We start from the raw sequence: 20,224 nt of genomic DNA, 5'->3' as shown, positions 1-20,224 counted from the left end.
TTGTACACCTGTACTGCCATATTAAAAGATAATCTATTAATACCGCTTAGCTGGTCCTTTAATGAACCAATGTGTCTATGAAACAAACAAAGCCGGAACTCTCTTCCAACTTTGTTTGTTTCAGTCTTAAATTTAACATCCTACTTTACGCCGCTCAAGCAACTCCCTGGCTACCTCACTGACTCCAACCCCGCGCTCTTCAAGCATTACTAACACATGATAGAACAAATCCGATACTTCACACCTTATCTCTTCTGGATCAGCATTCTTAGCGGCGATAATCACTTCCGCACTTTCTTCTCCGACTTTTTTAAGGATCTTATCAATCCCTTTTTCAAAGAGATAGGTTGTATAAGCTCCTTCAGGCCGTTCCTGATTTCTGGAATGAATCACATCTGTCAACAGCTCTAGGGTCCTTCCCAGTGTGGGCTCAGGCCTCACTTTAGCCTTTCCAATTCCCTCAAATCCTTCGCTGGTCAGATCATAGTGAAAACACGAGAAATAGTCTTCATGGCAAGCCATACCGATTTGCTTCACAGTCAGAAGTAAGGCGTCCTGATCACAGTCAAATTTAATATCCACGATCTCCTGGAAATGTCCCGAGGTTTCCCCTTTCAGCCACAGAGATTGTCGACTTCGGCTATAATAACAAGCCTTCCCTTCATGCAGAGTCCGACCTAAGGACTCTTCATTCATATATGCCAGCATTAAAACTTCCCTAGTCTCCACATCCTGAACAATCGCAGGAACAAGCCCGTGAGCATCCCAGCGGATCTTCGATAAGTCTAAAGCTTGTATTTCATTTGCATCCATATGTATCTCTACCTTTCTGTCCATATCGCAAGTTCGAATATCGAACTACGAATGTCGTACCAAAATTCCTCGTTGCGCCAGATAGCGTTTAGCTTCCCCAATGCTGTACTCCTTGTAATGAAAGATCGAAGCCGCTAAGACGGCGTCCGCTTCCCCTAAGGTGAGCCCTTCCGCTAAGTGTTCTAAGGTTCCTACACCACCGCTCGCTATGACGGGCAGGGACACGGCTCGACTCACAGTCCGAGTCAATTCTAATTCGTAGCCAATCTTAGTTCCGTCGCGATTCATGGAAGTCAAGAGGATTTCTCCCGCACCAAGAGCTTCCGCCTCTGCTGCCCATTCCAAGACATCCTTGCCCGTCGCTGTTCTTCCACCATGAATATACACTTCCCATTGACCTGGTGCGTTGCTTCGAGCATCAATAGCCACGACAATACACTGACTCCCAAAAGCATGGGCCCCTTCTTGAATAAGCCTGGGGTTCTGAACCGCAGAAGTGTTTAAAGCAATCTTATCCGCCCCCGCCCTAAGCATGCGGCGAATATCCCCGATAGTACGCAGTCCGCCTCCAATGGTGAAGGGAATGAAAACTTGCTCGGCTGTTCGGCGTACTACATCAACCATTGTTTCTCGGTTATCAGAGGAAGCGGTTATATCTAAGAAAATTAACTCATCAGCACCTTCTTGGTCATAGAGAGCTGCGAGTTCCACTGGGTCCCCAGCATCACGTAACTGCACAAAATTAGTTCCCTTAACCACACGCCCCTCATGGACGTCTAAACAGGGAATGATCCGCTTGCTTAACATGTCTCATCCCCTCCTCAATCCTGTTTTACTGATTCGGTTGGTGCTACATATTTCTGTTTCTTATCACTCATTCCTCCACCAGCAGCCTCTAAAGCTTCCCTCAAAGTGAAAGCTCCGCTATAGAGAGCTTTTCCTGTAATAGCACCCTCGATAGAAACTCCTCTAAGCGCCTCGGCCTCCAACTTTCGCAGATCATCTAACGTAGAAATTCCACCAGAGGCGATCACTGATAAGCCAGTTTCCTGGGCCATCTGTACAGTGCTCTCGATATTAGGTCCTTGGAGCATTCCGTCACGCGAAATATCAGTGAAAACCACGCTTTCGATTCCCACAGCTTTCATAGCCTTCCCCAAGTCTACTGCTTGTATTTCTGTGGCTTCCGCCCAACCTTGAACTGCAACCAAGCCATCCTTGGCATCAATCCCCACAATAACTCGTTTCCCATACCGGCGTGCTGCTTCGGCGACCAATTTCGGGTTTTTGACGGCGATTGTTCCCAGAATAACCCGTTCGACCCCTAACTCTAAAAGCTCTGTAATCCGCTCCATCGTGCGGATTCCACCACCTACTTGAATTTTCATCGATACACTTCTCACAATCCGCCGTATGGTTTCGTCATTCATTGGTTTTCCAGAAAATGCGCCATTCAGATCAACCATATGTAAATACTCTACACCTTGATTCTCAAATTCTTTAGCAACATTAACAGGATTATCTGCATAAATCGTCGAATCTTCCATCCGTCCCTGTAAAAGGCGTACCGCTTTTCCCTCTTTAAGATCAATGGCTGGAAAGAGTATCATCCGCATTCACCCACTTTCCAAAATTCGTTAGTATCTGTAGTCCCCAAGGACTTGATTTCTCTGGGTGAAATTGTGCTCCCCAAACATTGTCCTTGCCTACAACGGCTGGGAAAACGACTCCATAGTCGCTGGTCGCTACAATATCTTTCTGCTCACTAGGTTCTGCATAATAGGAATGAACAAAATAAAAGTAGGATTCATTCGGAATCCCTTCCAGAAGATGAGAGGGTTGCTCCAGTCGCAAACTATTCCAACCCATATGGGGAACCTTCCTACCCGGCGGAAATTTTACCACGCGGCCAGTTAAGAGTCCTAACCCAGTGTGCTCACCGTGCTCTTCCCCAATCTCAAAGAGAATCTGCATTCCCAGACAGATTCCCAAGAAAGGGCGCCCGGAGCGAGCGAACTGGATGAGTGGCTCAATCCATCCCCCTTGTTCCAACGCCTGCATTGCATCAGCAAACGCCCCAACGCCTGGAAGTATAAGACCATTCACAGTGCTTAGTTCCGCTGGGGAAGCCATAATAGTTGCCTCAAAACCAACCTTTTCTAAAGCCTTCTCCACACTTCTTATGTTTCCTCGTCCATAATCTACAATTCCAATCATTTATAAAACTCCTTTGGTTGAAAGGATACCATGATACCGAGTGTTCCGGCGTAAAGCCAGTCCCAGAGCTCTCCCCGCACCTTTAAAGGCAGCTTCTAGAATATGATGTCGGTTCTTACCATAAAGCTTCCTCACATGCAAAGTAAGCCCGCTCTGTACCGCTAACGCTCTGAAAAACTCCTCTGCCATCTCGACTGGAAACTCACCAACCATACCATCTGAACAATCCACATCCCAAACTAGATAGGGCCGATTCGAGAGGTCCAATGCCACTTGAACAAGGGCTTCGTCCATAGGAAGCAGGGCCTCACCAAGTCGTTCAATCCCTGCTTTATCGCCGCAAGCCTCCCGCACTGCTTGCCCCAGCACGATCCCACAATCCTCAATCGTATGGTGGGCATCCACCTCCAAATCCCCGCTGACCTCAAGAATTAGATCCAGATAGGCAAATCGGGCAAACGCTGTCAGCATATGATCAAAGAAACCAATTCCCGTCTTTACTTGAGCCTCTCCGGTACCATCAAGATTCAAACGCACACGGATTTCTGTTTCCTTAGTTTTCCGTTCAATACAAGCTTCTCGCATTTATTCTATCCTTTCTACACTCCGGTTTAATTCATACTTAATCAAGTATAGCCGTAATATTTAGTTGAAATCATCTAGGGTTTAATGATTCGAACCTTCTTTTTTATGAGTCTTCTAACATGATTTTTATCTGCCGAAAGTTGGTTATGCTCCGACGCTAATCTCCCGAACTGCACGGATAAACTTTTCATTTTCCTCCGGCAGTCCCGCGCTGATACGCAGACATTTGCCCAGAGAAGGAAGCATGCCCATGTTCCGGACTAGAAAACCTCGTTTTAGCAATTCTGACGCCCACTGATCAGGATCTTCCGGTTTAAAGAGAATGAAATTCGCCCGCGTCGGGTAAACCGTTAGATTCGGAACCAGATTTAAGGCGGCTTGTAATTTTTGTGTTTCTGCTTTAATTTCCTGGATTTGCCCTTGGTACTCATTTAAATTATCCAAGGCCAGAATTCCGGCTCTCTGACTAAAAGAGTTGACGTTGAAGGGTGGCCGTACTCTGTTGATTAAGGCAATGGTTTTCGGTTGTCCCAATAGATACCCTAAGCGAAGTCCTGCCATTCCAAAAGCCTTAGAAAATGTTCGCATGATCACTAAGTTAGGGTAGTTTTCTAGCTCAGAAATGAGAGTTTCCTCTGAAAACTCAGCGTAGGCCTCATCTACTACGACTATTTTGCCGCTTTCCCTTACAAGTCTTAGAATCTCATTCCTTGGGAAGAGCGATCCCGTAGGATTGTTGGGATTACAAACAATGATTACCTGAGCCTCTGGGGCTTGGGCTGCTGTTAACATTTGCTCCGTATCCAAGTCCAGACCGTTTAACAAGGGCACTTGCACAACTGCAGTTTCCGTCAAGCGAGCATAGATCTGATACATGCCGAATGTCGGTGGATGGATGATCAACGATTTCTCCGCACCACCAAAAGTGAGCAGAATCATTTGGATCAACTCATCCGAGCCGTTTCCAATTAGAATACTATCCGGAGAGGTTGAAGTATACCTAGAAATACGATTCTTGAGATTCTGACCCATTCCATCCGGATAGCGGTTAAAGGCTAATTTCTCGGCAAGCAACGCTTCCCGCATTTCCTCAGGCCAAGGAAACGGATTTTCATTGGCATCTAGTTTAATATACTCCGGCATATAGTTGGTTTCGTAGGGAACCAGCTCACGAACAGCAGGGCGAACTAACTGTTCAGGATTACTTAACTCAGTTTCCATCGATTACATCTCTCCCTTGTATGGAATTTCTTGGCAACCGCTTTATTGTTGCTCTCTAACTTTCTCTGCCCCTTACTTAATCTTTTTCCCTCGAATTTTCGCCTTCTTTTTCTCTAAACCGTACTTCTACAGCGCGGGCATGTGCTTCTAACCCCTCGCTGCGGGCAAGTAAAGCAATCTGCTTGGCGTCTCTCTTAAGAGCTACTTCCGAATATCCGATCACACTAACCTTTTTCATAAACATATCTACATTAAGTGGAGAATAAAAACGTGCCGAGCCTCCGGTCGGTAATACATGGTTTGGCCCTGCAAAGTAATCTCCCACAGATTCAGGAGAATATCGTCCTAGAAAGACCGCCCCAACATTGCGGACTTGACCTAACCAGGAATACGGGTCTTCGACGACTAGTTCAAAATGCTCTGGAGCAATTTTATTAGCCAAATCCATTCCTTCTTGGAGATCTGAGACAAGAATCGCCGCTCCGTACGTTTCCCAAGACGCTCGAGCAATCTCAACACGGGGTAAACTTTCCAGTTGTCTTTCCACAGCAACGATTGTCTGTTCAAGGAGTTCTCGAGATGGCGAGACCAAGATTGCCGAGGCTAAACGATCATGCTCGGCCTGAGAGAGTAAATCCGCGGCTAATTCTTCCGGGCATCCGCTCTCATCCACTAGGATTAAGATTTCACTTGGTCCGGCCAGCATGTCAATATCCACTGTTCCAAAGACTTGCTTTTTGGCTAAAGTCACGTAAATGTTCCCGGGTCCGGTTATCTTATCAACCGGAAAGATGTTCTCCGTTCCATAGGCTAATGCGGCGATTCCTTGAGCTCCGCCCACTTTGTACACTTCGGTCACCCCTGCTTCAGCCGCCGCAACCAAAACCTCTGGAAGAAGAGTTCCATCAACTCTGGGGGGACTAACCATCACGATTTCCCGCACTCCAGCTACAATTGCCGGTAAAGCATTCATCAAAACCGACGACGGATAAGACGCTGTTCCCCCGGGCACATAAACACCCACTCGCTTGAGCGGAAGCAGCAATTGTCCAAGAATGCTCCCATCTGAATCCGGTTCTAGCCAAGAGATTCGTTTTTGTTTTTCATGGTACCTTAAAATATTTGCTTTAGCAGTACGCAAGGCCTGTAAGAAATCTTCACTCACCTCTTGATAGGCCTCTTGAATCTCCTCATCCGAGACACGCAAACCGTTTTGCCGCAAGTTTACATGATCAAATTCTTCAGTTAGTTGATAAATCGCGTCTTCTCCCTCGTCCCGAACACGTTTGAGTATTGCTGTAACACGTTGCTCTAGAACTTCATCCTCCCCATACGACTTCCGCGTAAGGCGTTGTAAATCAAGATCAGTTAGCTTCTCAACTTTCATAAATCGCTCATCCCCCATATGTTACTAAATCTTTGCGTAAACACTCGACCAAATCTCGAATCCGCTCGTATTTCATGCGATAGGCTACTCGATTAGCAATTAGGCGGGTAGTCGCTTCAAGAATCGGAGCTACCTCGACCAAATGGTTTTCCTTGAGGGTTTTTCCCGTGGAAACAATATCGACGATCATTTCTGCCAGATCAACACACGGAGCTAACTCCATATTTCCGTGCAATTTAATGGGAGTCACCTGCATGCCAATTCCGCTAAAATAGGTCTCTGTTACCCGAGGGAACTTCGTGGCAACACGTTGATGGTTCAGTCCACTTAAATCGTACTCTCCGCTCAGAAGTTTAGGAGGAACACTAGCCTCCAACATTGCCACCACAAAACGACAATAGCCAAATTTCAGGTCCAGTAATTCAGCCACATCCTTGTTCTCTTCCAGCAAGGTATCCTTCCCCACGAAACCCAGATCCGCTGCCCCATATTCTACATACGTCGGAATATCAGTAGGTCGGCAAATTATAATCTTTACTTTACTGTTCGGAAGATCATAGAACAACTTCCGTGAATCTTCATTAACATGGCTGCATTCTATCCCAACCCGACTCAACAATCGAATCGAATCAATAAGCAACTTTCCTTTAGGTAAGGCAATCGTCAAGAATTCTTTATCCAACTTGGCATCCCCTCTCAAATTTCCCAATACACAATACTTTTGATTTCTAGTCATTCAGTTTAACGCTTTATTTAGTTAAAGCGCTAACACATTAATTATATCAATGCGCCTTAACTCTGGCAACCCCTTATCATAAATTTAAATAATTCTAATCCTCCGAATTTTTCCCAGAAATTCATCAATTCCGAGACTCCTCTTCTTCAAGTGGGTGTTCCTTATTCTACTTCGGTAACGATAGTCCCCAGTGAAGAAGCATCACCAAGCGCCTGCCCTTTCCCAGTAGAAACGCTTTGCTCTAAGGAGTAGCCTCCCACCGAAGTCCTATGTTCAGCTTTAGTGACTAGTGCACTAAATTATAAATTTTAAACCTTTAAATTGATGGTGGTATTCACGTAGGGCATGGTGAAAACCGAACTAAAAAGCAGAGAGTAGTCAATCTGACATTCTCTCTGCTCTTGTATTTAAAGCTAATTTATGGATAAACTAATTTGCTCATTCTTACCTTAATCATTAGTTCTTCAGGTTAGCCTTTTTATCTCTTTCAGAAATTAAAAGGCTAAGTGATCATCCGATAACTTCAATTCCTCAAAATCTGCAACTAGCTGAGCTAACTCATCATTAGTAATATACCTCTCGCCCGTTTCAGTAATCTTACTAAAGTCAACAGTGTTTAAAACGCCCAAACAACCTCTGTTTTTATCATCAATCTCTGAAAAGGCCTTAGCCAGATAGGAACCTAAGTCTTGTTTTTCTAGCTTTACCATGTCCCAACGTGCCATCTTCGGTACAAATAAACGATATGATTCCCTTTTTTCCAACTCTTCTTCTATTTGACCTTGAGACAACCCTTTCACCGTAAGCTTTCTACGCCTAACCTCGCGTTCGAGTTTAAATCGGTCGTTTAAACGCTTTAAAAATAGAATTGCAATGACATATTCTTTAAATTCCGCAGCTTCCCGATCCCCTCGTAAAGAATCGCAAGTCTCATCCAAAAAATTTTCGAGCTGATCTAGAGATAATTTGCCACTCATTTTTCAGCCTCCTATCTTTCAAGGTTCAATCTCCCATCTCCATCCCCAGAGTACGCGCCGCTAACAATAAGGGATCATTTAAAGGCACAAGTTTAATTTGATCAACTGCTTCACGGAGGGGAACTCTTACAATCTCCCTGCCTTGCAGTGCAACCATGATTCCAAATTCTTCTTCCAACGCAGCATCTACCGCCGCTGCCCCATAGCGAGTAGACAGTACTCGATCATAGGCATTAGGGGACCCTCCGCGTTGCAGATGTCCGAGCACCGTCACTCGGGTTTCCATCCCGTAATGATCTTCAAGATCATGGCCTATTTTAGCGCCAATCCCTCCTAATTTAATGGGGTCAACTCGCCCTGTCATCATTCGTTCAACTACCATTTCGCCACCCAAGGGCTTAGCACCTTCTGCCACGACGATAATACTGAATTTCTTTCCTTGCTTGGCCCGTTTCTCAATACTTAAGGCAACCCGATTAAGATTATACGGAATCTCCGGAATTAGGATGACATCTGCTCCTCCTGCGACACCAGCGTACAAAGCTATCCAGCCAGCATAACGACCCATGACTTCAAGAACCATGACCCTATGATGAGATTCCGCTGTGGTATGCAAACGGTCCAACGCTTCTTGGGCTGTATCCACCGCCGTTTGAAAACCAAATGTTTGATCTGTGGCCATTAAATCATTATCGATAGTCTTAGGAATTCCAATAACTTCAAGTCCTTTATTCTCAAACTTAAGAGCGATGTTCAAACTCCCGTCCCCACCGATGGCTAATAGGGCATCTACTCCGTGCTCCTGCAAATTTCGGATAACGTCGTCTGAGCGATCTACAGGTTGAGTCATCCCATTTAGTTTCATTTCATAAGCAAAAGGGTTGTCTCGATTCGTAGTTCCGAGAATAGTACCCCCGCGTGGTAAGATACCCGAGACATCCTTCAGAGAAAGAGACATGAAATCTCCTTCTACAGCTCCACGGAAGCCATCCCTAATCCCAAGCACTTCAATTCCATATCCATGCGCGCTCTTAGCAATTGCCCTGATCACCGCATTAAGCCCCGGGCAATCTCCTCCGCCAGTAAGTACTGCAAGTTTACGCAATCATTACACCCCCTTTTATTTAGATGTATTTATTACGTTATTATATAATATTCCAACCCAAAAGTATGCTAAACGTTTTCCGCATTCCAAATACTCACTCACGTTTTTACTTCAACAACGCAAGCAACGTCTGCACAAAGATTTAGACAAGGGAACCATCCTCGGTCTAACTTTCCTTATTCGACAAATATGAGTTGCGTAATATTCTTTTGAAGCATTATTTTCTGTGCTTCGTCTTTTCCTAATACGCCCAGGGCCATTTCGACTCTTTTTCCCTGGGATCTTAAAGCTTGGCACTGACTAATGATCTGCTTCGCATCAGAACCAAATACCAACACATCTGCTCCCTTGACTGCTGGAAGTGGGAATTGTTCTAATAAATTACCCAGGTGGATAGCGAACCCAGTTGCTGGTTGCGGAATCCCAAAGTCCCCATATAAAGCATCATAACGTCCGCCTTCAACGACTGGAAAACCTATTCCCGGAACATACCCTTCAAACACCGCTCCGGTATAATATGAAAAACCACGAAGTATACCTAAATCTAAGGATACATTTGCTTGAACTCCAAAATAATTTAAATACTGATAAATTCTTCTGAGACTTTCGACGGCTTCCCGAATCGCTGGACGCTCACTCCAAGCGAGGACTTCATCGAGAATTTCCTCTCCTCCATGAAAATGGGGCAACCGAAGTAACAGCTCCTGAACTCGCCCTGGCAGGCCACTTTGTTTGACACAGCTTTCTACACCCACCATATCTTTGCGGGCTAACGCTTCTTCCAGCTGAGTCTGTATCCCTTCATCGACTCCTGCTTCCAGCATGAGCCCCGAAAAGATCCCCATATGCCCCAGGTTAAACTGATAATTATCCAAGCCTAAACCAGCAATAGCTTCTACTGCGAGGGCAATTACCTCTGCATCGGCAAGTTCCTGATCAGAACCTACAAGCTCTACGCCGACTTGACGGAACTCTCTGTGTCTAACGGTGGTGTTTCGATAGACATCTGCACCATAACATAAGCGCAGTGGAAATTCTCCACCGCGCAAACGTGTGCTGACAAGGCGAGCAATCGGTATCGTCAGTTCTGGACGTAGCGTTAATATACGCCCTTCACGGTCAAAAAATTTGTATAATGTATCCTCTTGTTCAACATCTGGTTGAACGCAAGCAGAATATTCCAGAGTGGGAGTCAATACCTTTTGGTAAGACCACTGTCGAAAAAGTGTAAGAATTTTTTCCTCTAAACCCTCTTGCACGGCGATCTCTTCAGGTAACAGATCGCGCATGCCCTTTGGTATACGCAACCCTAAATTTGTTCTCAGCATCATGCTTCTCCTTCATTAGTGTCTATTTTCTGTGTCTGCAGTTCTTTCAGACGCCGCAAGATGAGTTGGTATCCATCTGCTCCGAAATTCAAACAGCGTTTTACCCGGCTGATCGTCGCGGTACTAACTCCCGTCACTTCAGCAATCGCCGTATATGTTTCATTTCTTTGTAACATTTTAGCAACTTCCAGACGTTGAGCTAAAGCCTTAATTTCTGCAACTGTCGCAATGTCTTCAAAGAACCGATAACACTCTTCTTTGTTTTTCAGCAACAAAACAGCTTCAACCAGGGCATCCGTTAAGGGATTCTGTAAACGCTCATCACTTGACATACATTTTCCTCCTTAATAGAACAAAACCACTGTCTCCCTTTAATTTATTAAAGCACTGCGCTATTGTCAAGCTTTTTATATTTTAGGAGCAAGATTACCTCTTGCAAATGACTCTCTCCCTATGCTAAAATATAAGCATTCATTAGTATGACTGACACACGAAAACTTCATATACGACTCTTATTCAGAGTAGGTGGAGGGACTGGCCCGATGAAGCCCGGCAACCGGCATTTTATGCACGGTGCTAACTCCTGCAGAGAAATCTGGGAGATAAGAGGAAAACCGAATGGTACTCCGCGGGTTTTCTTCGCGGAGTTTTGTTGTGTGTAAATCTTTAAAAGGAGGTAAGCCTTTGATTCAGATAAATCAATTAGTCAAAAAGTACTCCTCTCGCCAAGGAACCATCATAGCCATTAATAATGTATCCTTGAACATATTGCAGGGAGCCATCTACGGTATTATTGGATTAAGCGGTGCAGGGAAAAGCACGCTGGTGCGTTGCTTAAACCTTCTTGAGAAACCTACAAGCGGTCAAATCGTCGTTGCCGGACAAGACTTAACCAAGCTTTCAAACCAAGAACTTCGTCAAACGCGTCAGAATATCGGAATGATCTTTCAACACTTTTATCTCCTTCAATCGCGGACCGTTGCAGAAAACATTGCCTTTCCTTTAGAAATTGCCGGAGTGCCAAAGAGAGAAATCTCGATACGGGTAAAAGAGTTACTCCATCTCGTCGGTCTGGAAGACAAATCATCTGCTTACACTGCTCAATTAAGCGGGGGGCAAAAACAGCGAGTCGGCATTGCGCGAGCGCTGGCCACAAAACCTCAAGTCCTTCTGTGCGACGAAGCCACTTCAGCGTTAGATCCACAAACCACTCTTTCAATCTTAAACCTGCTTCGCGATATTAACCAAAAACTCGGTTTAACGATTGTAATGATTACCCATGAAATGAAAGTGGTCAAAGAAATCTGCACGGATGTTGCAGTTATTCACGAAGCCCGTATTGTGGAAAATGGCCCTGTCGAGTCTGTCTTCATAAAACCGCAATCAGATATCGCTCGCCAGTTTATCTCAACCGTTTTTCCGAACGAACTTCCTGCCGACCTGTTAAAGGAGCTTTCAGCTCACCGGGACTCAGAAATTGTTCGCATTCAATTTCTTGGCTCACGAGCCTCAGATCCGATTATTACCGATTTATTACGCACTTGCGACGTTCGCGCAAACATCCTCTATGGGAGTATCGACCATTTGAAATCTACGCTCTTTGGCACTTTAACCCTGGAACTACTGGGAAACCCCGCACAGCTTAAAGAGGCTCACCGCTATTTAGCATCTCGGGAATTAAAAGTGGAGGTGCTTCAACATGCCCTTTGATTCATCCCTGCTTTTTCAAGTCACTTTTTGGACTGATTTACTCCGACTTATTATCCCGGCAACCGGTGAAACCCTCTATATGGTCGCCACCTCTACGGTATTCGCTTACCTGTTAGGACTTCCTTTAGGCATTATTTTGGTTGTCACCTCTCCCGGACACATTATGCCCAACCCGTGGGTAGAACGAACTTTAGGAACCCTTGTCAACATCTTGCGTTCCGCTCCGTTCATCATCCTTTTAGTGGCCTTCATCCCATTCACTAGATCAGTTGTTGGCACGTCCATAGGCACAACAGCTGCAATTGTCCCGCTTGTTATCTCCGCTGCTCCTTTTGTGGCCCGAGTCGTGGAAAGTTCCCTAAAAGAAGTGCCCTACGGCGTGATCGAAGCAGCCTTATCCATGGGGGCATCCCCCAAACAAGTTATTCAAAAAGTTCTTCTGCCTGAAGCGAAGGCTTCACTTATTCTAGGCGTCGCCATCACGACGATTAGTGTCATCGGCTACACTGCAATGGCCGGTACCGTTGGCGGAGGTGGGTTAGGAAACTTAGCCATTCAATATGGCTACAATCGTTTCCGAACCGATATTATGATTGTCACCGTCGTCATTCTAGTCGTGATCGTTCAGACCATACAATCTCTGGGAACTGCAGTGGCACGCAGGCTTACTCATTAAACCAAGGCTGATACCCTCACCAGCGCTTCATCTGCTACGAAGCACCAAGCAAACCCCATTAGTCAATGTTCAAATCAAACTCAACAAATAGGAGGAAGAAATTATGTTTAAACTTAAGAATCACCGTTACCTTGCTTTATCACTCGCTGTTTTAGTCACTCTTTCCCTCGTACTCTCAGGCTGTGGCAGTAAGACCGATGCACCGAAAGCCGGATCCGACAAACTCTCAAACACCGTATTGAAAGTTGGCGCGACTCCAATTCCCCATGCCGAAATCCTAGAGCACATTAAACCAGCTCTGCTCAAAGAAGGTGTTGACCTCCAAATCGTTAACTACACTGATTATGTCCGCCCTAACTTAGACTTGGATACGGGAGATATCGATGCCAACTTCTTCCAACACACCCCTTACCTGGATTCCTTTAACCAAGACCATTCCTTAAAGAATGTTTCAATTGCTAACGTGCACATTGAGCCAATGGGAATCTACTCTAAGAAAATCACCAAACTTGATGACCTCAAAAACGGGGATACTATAGCCATTCCTAATGATCCCTCTAACGCCGGTCGAGCCCTGGCTCTGCTAGCCAAAGCCGGTCTCATCCAACTAAAAAATGGAACTGGAATTAAGGGAACGGTTAATGACATCCAATATAACCCTAAGCAACTCAAAATTCCCCCGCTCGATGCTCCTCAGCTTCCCAGAGTACTCCAAGATCCTAAGGTTGTTGCTGCAGTGATCAATACGAATTACGCTTTAGAAGGCGGACTCAACCCGCTCAATGATTCTATCATTATGGAAGACAAGGAGTCACCTTACGCAAATATTCTTGTTGTCAAAGAAAGTAAAAAAGACGATCCTGCTCTGCAAAAGCTCGCCAAAGCTTTAACCTCCCCTGACGTCAAGAAGTTCATCGAAGACAAATACAAAGGGTCCATTGTTCCTGCATTCTAAAAAAACTTATTTCATGAATAAAGCCACCCCACTTTTTATGATGGAGTGGCTTTAATATCCATTCTTGATCTAGCCTATAATTTACTCGACTGGAAACTTAACTGTAACCGTTGTTCCAGTATTCCCCGACTCAAAACTAATTTTAGCATTATGTCGAACAGCTATACTTTGACATATTGCAAGCCCTAATCCAGTCCCTCGTTCTTTTGTTGTTAAGAATGGGGTCCCTAATCGATCGAGTATTTCAGGATCAACTCCTCCACCTTGGTCGCAAACCTTAAGAATAATATAATCTTCAAATATATGAGTTCGAATGGTTAGAGTCGTGCCTGCTCGCATTGCCTCCAATCCATTTCGGGCTAAGTTCAGAATCAGCTGTCGAAGCTCGTTTCCATTTCCATGAGAGTCGGGAACCTCTTCAAGCTGAAGAATGATTGTTTTGTCTTGATTGATTGCATCAGCTGTTAAGAGTGGGGACAGAGTTGTTACTATCTTGGATATATTGATTAACTCAAAGCCGATAGACTTATCTTTGGCTAAACTCAAAAAATCTGTAAGAATTAAATTCGCTCGATCCAGCTCATCTGTCATTAATTGGAAAAATTCATGATATTCTACCGTCTCTTTCTTAGATTGGAGCAACTGAAGAAAACCGCGAACCGTCGTCAGCGGATTCCTAACCTCGTGAGCAATACCAGCCGCCATTTCTCCCACCATATTAAGTCGCTCTAGACGCGCCAATTCACGATCAGCACTTCTTCTGTCAGTTATATCAATAAGCACCTTGAAAACCAGCCTGGAACCATCTGCATCAATGAAGGGTTGAGAATATATCTCGTATATGCGATTATCAAAAACCATTTCTTTCCATACAGCCGTGTCGTTTCTAAGCACCATCGAGGACATACAATCAGGACATGGAAACGGCAAGCCTGCAATAACTTCAAAGCAGGGTTGGTCTAAGCCTGAACCAAATTTTGATTGAAAGCTATTGTTCGCAAAGCGTATTTTGTGATTTTCTTCTTGAAGATATATTAATCCAGGAAAGCTGTTAAATAACGAATACAAACGGTGATGCTCTTCTTCTACGGCCTTTTCAATCATCCGTCTTTCCTCAATGTTACGGAGAAAAATCGAGATTCCGCTTGGAGTTGGGTAAATACTGACCTCAACCCACTGCCCCATTGTTAGAGCATAGGCCTCAAATCGAGTTGGAATCCCGTCATTCATAACCTTAAGACAAGCGTCATTAATCGTTTTATTCGATGCCTTATGAGTTTCCCAATAATCAGTTCCCACAATATCTCCACTTATTCCATTAGCCTCGCGCGCTTTAACCATAGCCTGATTGGCGTAGGTTATGACCCATTCACGATTTACCGCCTTAAAGCAGTCTCCAATACTTTCTAAAATATTGATCATCTCTTGATTTGCTTTTGCCAATTCATTTTCTGCGGTTTCTTTTTGGATGATTTCGCTTCGAAGTTGTTCATTTGTTTTCTCTAGTTCATCCGTACGAAATTTGACTAATTCTTCTAAACGTTCCTGGTATTGACTTAGCTCCTTTTGTTTAAGTTCACTATCAGTAATGTCCCAAGTCGAGATAATCCTGAAACACCGCGAGTTTACAGTAATTTCATGATTAATAATTCGAACAGGAAAACAGCTTCCATCTTTCTTCATATGGACGGAGTGATATTCATAACGATCATCCTGTACCCTTGGACCGACTTCAGCTAAAAGGTCTTTTTGATGTCCTGGTGCACAAAGTAGATCATACATGCATTGACCTATTAATTCTGAGATGCTGTAACCGTGCATTTCAGCATAGTGTGGATTGACCTTTAACATTTTTCCATTACCGGCATCAGCAACGACCATTCCCCAACGAATTTCAAGGAAAATCCGTTCCCAAATTCCGTTTTCTTCTCGAACGTCCGCTAAAGTTGCTTCCAGTAAAGCAACTTTTTGTTTTAATTCCATGATCTCTTCAGTTGACATTATTCATACCACTTTTCTTATTAGATTGCGGTCATGTCCATGGAACTGACTAAGATACCCATATTATATAGTGATATCAAGTTTCTCTTCGACAAATATCTCCTCTATTCCTTCTATGTAAGCACTTTAAAAATAATAACTTTTACCTTTTATATAAATAATTATTCAGCGAAAGCTAAATACCGAACCTTTGTTCACACTAAACGTACACTCACACGGAAGGACTTGACCCCCTCAAAGCAGAAAAAACGAACTCCCACTTGCTCAAAGCGGGAGTCTTATCATTAGATAAATTACACACTACCTGATTGGCCCGATTGTTTACCTGTCATAGTATTTACCGTCAACTTAAAAAGAGTTACTCCTGCTAACACAGCATCAGCAGGGAAAGGTTGCTCATTTGAATATTGTTGCATGATTATTTTCATTCCTTCTCGCTTAGCCGCAATGTCATCGATGAATTCAATTTCTCCAAAACCAACAACACTCTGATACCGCATCGTCCATTCACACCCCTGTTCGCTCGGCACTAGCTCTGTATTGATCTCAACTTCAAAGCATGCCTGAGGATTTTCGCGCAGAATCATAACTTTTAGTCCGTCAGGCGCAGAATGAAAATACAAAACCCTGTCTGCGTAACCAAAGTTCATCGGAACAATATAAGGCATATCCTTAAAGGATACTGCTAATCGGCACACCTGTGCCTTCTTAAGTATCTCATCCATTAAATTTTGATCAGTTATTTCCTTATCACTTCTACGCATGTTTTGCCTCTTTTCATAAATGTTTATAACGTAATAATAATCCCTACAGAATTCTACATATATTTACTTGCTTCGAAAGTTAGACATAGCCAACCCCCGTTTTTATCTCAGAGGCTCCCAAACAGTTTTAGCGATTGCAAGTTCTTGATGGTCATCGTTCCTGAGGACAACATGCCTATACGCTGAGTTGTTGGCCCTTGGATTAGCAGCATAGCATTTTGAGCAAATACTGGTTCCATACGTCGTTGCCTTCTTATAGGTAATTTCCAGGGCAGTCAGATGATTATTCTGGTAAATATCCTCAGGAACCACTTCTAGCATCCATTGAAGATAGTTAGCATTATTGACATGTCCGTTAGTATCAATATCACTGCGTCTAACCGCAAATATCTTTTCATTCCCTTCTTCCTGTTCACCTTCCCCTATCGTAGGTTCCTCCAAAGACTCTTTAATCGCTCGAAGCGAGTCAACTCCGTAAGCATCTTCAAAATCCAGGGGGATTCTGGAGGGACGCTTGCTTTCTGTATTATAAAAGATCCACAAAGACGTGGCTCTGCCGATAATCTTCTGGTCCATGTCTATAATCAAGAAATCTCTCGTTCCATAAAAACGTTTAAACCCAGCAGACCAAGTTTCTATCGTTACCTTTTCACCCAGTACAGGATAGCGTTCCATCTCAAGCTGCCACTTATTTAAGATCCAAGCTTGTTTTTTTAATCTTAACCTCTTAACTCCTTGTCCCACTGCCTCAGAATGGGAAATTGCAGCATCTTCTAAGTAATGAAGTATGGTCAGGGGAGTGGCCTTCTCATACGGGTTCACTTCATGATAATGAACTTCGAATTCCATTCTATACTTTCTATTTTCCATTCTCTGATCCACCTTTGTTAATCATAAAAGCTTAAGGCGCTAAGCCCTTGGTTAGGTCATAACTTCGGATGGAGTGGAACTCCCTCCCAAGAAATTTCCTCCTTTGAATTGTGTGTTGAAGATTTGTCGATAAAGACCTTTCTTCCTAAGTAATTCCTCATGATTTCCACTTTCAGCAATAGTTCCATTCTCGATAACAAAAATTTGATCAGCTGCTAAGACTGTTGATAGTCTATGGGCAATAACAAAACTTGTCCTATCTCGCAACAAGGGTACCATCGCCTTTTGAATATACATTTCCGACACGGAATCTAAAGAAGATGTAGCTTCATCTAGAATAATAATTCTTGGGTCTCTCAAAATAACTCTGGCAATAGACACTCTTTGCTTTTCTCCACCGGATAACTTGATACCTCTATTTCCAACAATTGTTTTATAGTGATCTGGCAAAGTCATAATAAAATCATGAATATAGGCAGCTTGGCAAGCCTCGATCATCTCTTGCTCTGAAGCATCTTTTTTCCCATACCTTAGATTCTCTTCAATAGTATCATTAAAAAGATAGGGTTCTTGTATAACGATCCCAATCTGGTTTCTAAGTGATTCCAGGGTAACATCTCTGATATCCCGATCGTCGATCTTAATACTGCCTCTGTTCACCTCATATAATCTTGGAATCAAGTTTGTAATGGTGGTTTTCCCCACACCACTGGAGCCAACTAAGGCAACCATTGTGCCTGGATTTATGGAAAAACTTATATTTTCCAACACTTTGACCTTGCTGTTATATGAAAAATATACCTTTTCAAAGTCTACCTTCCCTTTAATTACTTCAAATTTCGCAGCACCAGGTTTAGCTTTTATCTCTTGTTTCTGATCTAAATACTCAAAGATTCTCTGAAATAAGGCTAAGGATCTGGTGACATCTATGTGAATATTAGAGAGTTGCGAAACTGGTAAATACAACCTCCCCAAAAGAGCTACGAAAGCAATTATGCTTCCAATGGAAATTTCACCTTTGATAAATAAATAGCCGCCATAAAAGTAAATAAGCATCGGCCCAATTGCTATAAAAGTGGTTATTGTCATTCTGAACCAGCGCCCTACAACCGATTCCCTAAGTTGCAAGGTTATAACTTCTTTATTAGTTTTTTCAAATCTCGCTAACTCATCTTTTTCCTTGGTAAAAATCTTAGTGAGCAGTGCTCCGCTGACACTAAAAGCTTCCTGAATAATCTGGTTAAGGTCACTAATTTTTTCTTGACTCTTTGTGGCTATTTTCCATCTAAGCTTCCCTACTTTTCTCGTAGGGATGATAAAGGCAGGTAGTATGATCATGCCAACAAATGCTAATTTCCAGTTCATCATTATTAAAACTGCCGCAGTTGAAATAAGCACAGCAAAGCTGGTTAATGCATTGACTATGGTTGTGTTAAATATATCCTGAATTCCATCAATATCGCTCGTTATTCTAGTAATAATCTCGCCTGGCTTGGCGTCGGTATAGAAATTCAGGGACATGTTCTGTAAATGAGCGTACATTTGATTTTTCATATTTAGAATTATATGTTTAGAAATCCAAATGCTGAGATAAGACTGGGCTACTTGCAACAATCCTAAGATCACTGTAACTCCTATAGAAATAAAAATCAACACACTTAAGAGCATCAAATCTTTTTGTGGTAAAGCATTGTCAATGATATTCCTAATTAGCATCGGTGGTACAAGCCCCAGTATTGAGATAATTATTATTATGCCAATCACGAGCAGCATTTTCTTCCAATAAGGCAAGAAATAGCTCATTATTCTTGCAATCATCTTTCTGGTAACCTGAGGCATTTCTTCTTCTGCAAATCTCAATCTGCCGATTCCCTGTTTCATAGTATCCACCAACTCCTAAGCTTTGACGAACTAACTCCCTTTACAATTATAGCATAGTTGTTCCCATTAGAAAGGAACACGAGTCACAAACACACTGTCCCACGCCCGCTACACCTTCCTAGCTCAAACTTAGAGGAATAACAGCTTAAGGGTCATGCCCCTAATTTTAAAGAACCAAATAAGTATAAGCCTCCGTGGGAACAAAAGAAACTCCTCAACATAATCTATTCAAAATGAACTTTAACTAAAAGTTAGCCTCGGCTAACCTATGGATCAGAAAGCAGATTAGCTTGGCAACGAAAAGGGGGTACATAATGTGAAGAGTGCAGAACGAATCAATTCATTATCAGACTTGTCTCTGGGTTCGGACTGTCAGATAGTTTCCTTAGAGTTGAGCGGACTCTTACGGCGCCGCATTCTTGACTTAGGAATCGTTCCTGGTACATTAATACGCTGTATTCGTCGTGGACCTTCTGGTGATCCAACTGCTTATATGGTGAGGGGAACACTCATTGCTTTGCGCAGCGAAGATGCTGCCCAAATTTTTGTGATAAAGTTATCGAATGGAGAGGAATGTGTATGATTCTGTCTCCAGAAAAAAAAGAACAACCAATTCATTGTTGCCTTAGCAGGTAATCCAAACGTTGGAAAGAGTACAATTTTCAACGCACTGACCGGGCTCCATCAGCATACTGGTAATTGGCCCGGTAAGACGGTAGATAATGCCCAATGAATCTATGAGCATCAGAAAACATCGTTTTTAACAGTTGATTTACCTGGTACTTATTCATTATTGCTCATACAGTTGAGGAACAAATAGCCCGGGATTATCTGTGTTTTGCAAACCCAGACGTTACAGTGGTAGTCTTAGATGCAACTTGCCTGGAAAGAAATCTTAATTTAGGACTTGCTAGCCAAACCCCGATTTTCAAATCAATTTACCGAAATATCCAATAGAAAATTTGGGCAAAAAGAACTCTGAGCTTAAGCTCCAAGTT

General features: G+C 43.3%; 20 protein-coding genes, 1 pseudogene and 1 riboswitch. Of the genes and pseudogenes, 5 read left to right on the top strand and 16 right to left on the bottom strand.

Going from position 1 to position 20,224, the window contains the following annotated elements:
• Window positions 1-132 precede the first annotated feature (132 nt).
• From hisIE to LJE72_RS20645, 12 genes are all read right to left on the bottom strand, one after another.
• Window positions 133-813, bottom strand: coding sequence for a bifunctional phosphoribosyl-AMP cyclohydrolase/phosphoribosyl-ATP diphosphatase HisIE (gene hisIE, locus LJE72_RS20700; protein ID WP_229249889.1), 681 nt, complete (start codon window positions 811-813; stop codon window positions 133-135).
• A 45-nt stretch (window positions 814-858) separates the two neighbouring features.
• Window positions 859-1,620 (bottom strand): imidazole glycerol phosphate synthase subunit HisF, encoded by a 762-nt coding sequence (gene hisF / locus LJE72_RS20695; protein WP_229249888.1) that lies wholly within the window; start codon window positions 1,618-1,620, stop codon window positions 859-861.
• Between the two features lie 14 nt (window positions 1,621-1,634).
• On the bottom strand, window positions 1,635-2,423 hold the full coding sequence (gene hisA / locus LJE72_RS20690; RefSeq protein WP_229249887.1) for a 1-(5-phosphoribosyl)-5-[(5-phosphoribosylamino)methylideneamino]imidazole-4-carboxamide isomerase: 789 nt from the start codon (window positions 2,421-2,423) through the stop codon (window positions 1,635-1,637).
• Window positions 2,401-3,030, bottom strand: a complete 630-nt coding sequence (gene hisH / locus LJE72_RS20685; RefSeq protein ID WP_229249886.1) for an imidazole glycerol phosphate synthase subunit HisH — start codon at window positions 3,028-3,030, stop codon at window positions 2,401-2,403. The genes hisA and hisH overlap by 23 nt, the downstream gene beginning before the upstream one ends.
• Window positions 3,031-3,615, bottom strand: a complete 585-nt coding sequence (hisB, locus tag LJE72_RS20680; protein WP_229249885.1) for an imidazoleglycerol-phosphate dehydratase HisB — start codon at window positions 3,613-3,615, stop codon at window positions 3,031-3,033.
• A 144-nt stretch (window positions 3,616-3,759) separates the two neighbouring features.
• Window positions 3,760-4,836, bottom strand: coding sequence for a histidinol-phosphate transaminase (hisC, locus tag LJE72_RS20675; RefSeq protein ID WP_229249884.1), 1,077 nt, complete (start codon window positions 4,834-4,836; stop codon window positions 3,760-3,762).
• Window positions 4,837-4,912: 76 nt separating this feature from the next.
• Window positions 4,913-6,223: a histidinol dehydrogenase gene (gene hisD / locus LJE72_RS20670; protein ID WP_229249883.1), complete on the bottom strand. Its 1,311-nt coding sequence runs from the start codon at window positions 6,221-6,223 to the stop codon at window positions 4,913-4,915.
• Between the two features lie 7 nt (window positions 6,224-6,230).
• Complete coding sequence (hisG, locus tag LJE72_RS20665) at window positions 6,231-6,905, bottom strand: ATP phosphoribosyltransferase (protein WP_229249882.1); 675 nt, start codon at window positions 6,903-6,905, stop codon at window positions 6,231-6,233.
• Window positions 6,906-7,453: 548 nt separating this feature from the next.
• Window positions 7,454-7,936 carry a type I restriction-modification system subunit M N-terminal domain-containing protein gene (locus LJE72_RS20660; RefSeq protein WP_229249881.1) on the bottom strand — a complete coding sequence of 161 codons (483 nt, stop codon included), beginning with the start codon at window positions 7,934-7,936 and terminating at the stop codon, window positions 7,454-7,456.
• A 25-nt stretch (window positions 7,937-7,961) separates the two neighbouring features.
• Window positions 7,962-9,041 carry a 6-phosphofructokinase gene (locus LJE72_RS20655; RefSeq protein WP_229249880.1) on the bottom strand — a complete coding sequence of 360 codons (1,080 nt, stop codon included), beginning with the start codon at window positions 9,039-9,041 and terminating at the stop codon, window positions 7,962-7,964.
• Between the two features lie 176 nt (window positions 9,042-9,217).
• A complete protein-coding gene (gene hisZ, locus LJE72_RS20650) occupies window positions 9,218-10,369 on the bottom strand; it encodes an ATP phosphoribosyltransferase regulatory subunit (protein ID WP_229249879.1) in 1,152 nt (383 codons plus the stop codon).
• Window positions 10,369-10,701 (bottom strand): YerC/YecD family TrpR-related protein, encoded by a 333-nt coding sequence (locus LJE72_RS20645; RefSeq protein WP_229249878.1) that lies wholly within the window; start codon window positions 10,699-10,701, stop codon window positions 10,369-10,371. Before LJE72_RS20645 ends, hisZ begins: the two co-directional genes overlap by 1 nt.
• A 177-nt stretch (window positions 10,702-10,878) precedes the next feature.
• Window positions 10,879-10,978, top strand: a riboswitch (SAM riboswitch).
• A gap of 75 nt (window positions 10,979-11,053) precedes the next feature.
• Between LJE72_RS20645 and LJE72_RS20640 the strand changes: the two genes are divergently transcribed.
• From LJE72_RS20640 to LJE72_RS20630, 3 genes are all read left to right on the top strand, one after another.
• Window positions 11,054-12,079 carry a methionine ABC transporter ATP-binding protein gene (locus LJE72_RS20640; RefSeq protein WP_229249877.1) on the top strand — a complete coding sequence of 342 codons (1,026 nt, stop codon included), beginning with the start codon at window positions 11,054-11,056 and terminating at the stop codon, window positions 12,077-12,079.
• Window positions 12,069-12,755 (top strand): methionine ABC transporter permease, encoded by a 687-nt coding sequence (locus LJE72_RS20635; RefSeq protein WP_229249876.1) that lies wholly within the window; start codon window positions 12,069-12,071, stop codon window positions 12,753-12,755. Before LJE72_RS20640 ends, LJE72_RS20635 begins: the two co-directional genes overlap by 11 nt.
• Before the next feature lie 103 nt (window positions 12,756-12,858).
• Complete coding sequence (locus LJE72_RS20630; protein ID WP_229249875.1) at window positions 12,859-13,710, top strand: MetQ/NlpA family ABC transporter substrate-binding protein; 852 nt, start codon at window positions 12,859-12,861, stop codon at window positions 13,708-13,710.
• Window positions 13,711-13,791: 81 nt separating this feature from the next.
• On the opposite strand, the gene LJE72_RS20625 is transcribed toward LJE72_RS20630, so the two are convergent.
• The 4 genes from LJE72_RS20625 to LJE72_RS20610 form a co-directional block, all read right to left on the bottom strand.
• Window positions 13,792-15,711 (bottom strand): ATP-binding protein, encoded by a 1,920-nt coding sequence (locus LJE72_RS20625; RefSeq protein ID WP_229249874.1) that lies wholly within the window; start codon window positions 15,709-15,711, stop codon window positions 13,792-13,794.
• 293 nt (window positions 15,712-16,004) lie between these two features.
• Complete coding sequence (locus LJE72_RS20620) at window positions 16,005-16,475, bottom strand: pyridoxamine 5'-phosphate oxidase family protein (protein ID WP_229249873.1); 471 nt, start codon at window positions 16,473-16,475, stop codon at window positions 16,005-16,007.
• Between the two features lie 102 nt (window positions 16,476-16,577).
• Window positions 16,578-17,345 (bottom strand): acyl-[acyl-carrier-protein] thioesterase, encoded by a 768-nt coding sequence (locus LJE72_RS20615; protein ID WP_229249872.1) that lies wholly within the window; start codon window positions 17,343-17,345, stop codon window positions 16,578-16,580.
• Between the two features lie 51 nt (window positions 17,346-17,396).
• Window positions 17,397-19,226, bottom strand: coding sequence for an ABC transporter ATP-binding protein (locus LJE72_RS20610; RefSeq protein ID WP_229249871.1), 1,830 nt, complete (start codon window positions 19,224-19,226; stop codon window positions 17,397-17,399).
• 316 nt (window positions 19,227-19,542) lie between these two features.
• On the opposite strand from LJE72_RS20610, the gene LJE72_RS20605 reads away from it, so the two are divergent.
• Entirely contained in the window at window positions 19,543-19,809 is a 267-nt protein-coding gene (locus tag LJE72_RS20605) for a FeoA family protein (protein WP_229249870.1), read from the top strand.
• Window positions 19,810-19,842: 33 nt separating this feature from the next.
• Window positions 19,843-20,129 (top strand): annotated as a pseudogene (locus LJE72_RS20600) (FeoB small GTPase domain-containing protein); the annotation flags it as partial.
• Between the last annotated feature and the right edge of the window lie 95 nt (window positions 20,130-20,224).

Origin of the sequence: Desulfosporosinus shakirovi (genome assembly GCF_020595055.1) — a bacterium.
GTDB classification, from domain to species: Bacteria; Bacillota; Desulfitobacteriia; order Desulfitobacteriales; family Desulfitobacteriaceae; genus Desulfosporosinus; species Desulfosporosinus shakirovi.
This window is presented reverse-complemented; position numbering and strand designations above follow the sequence as displayed.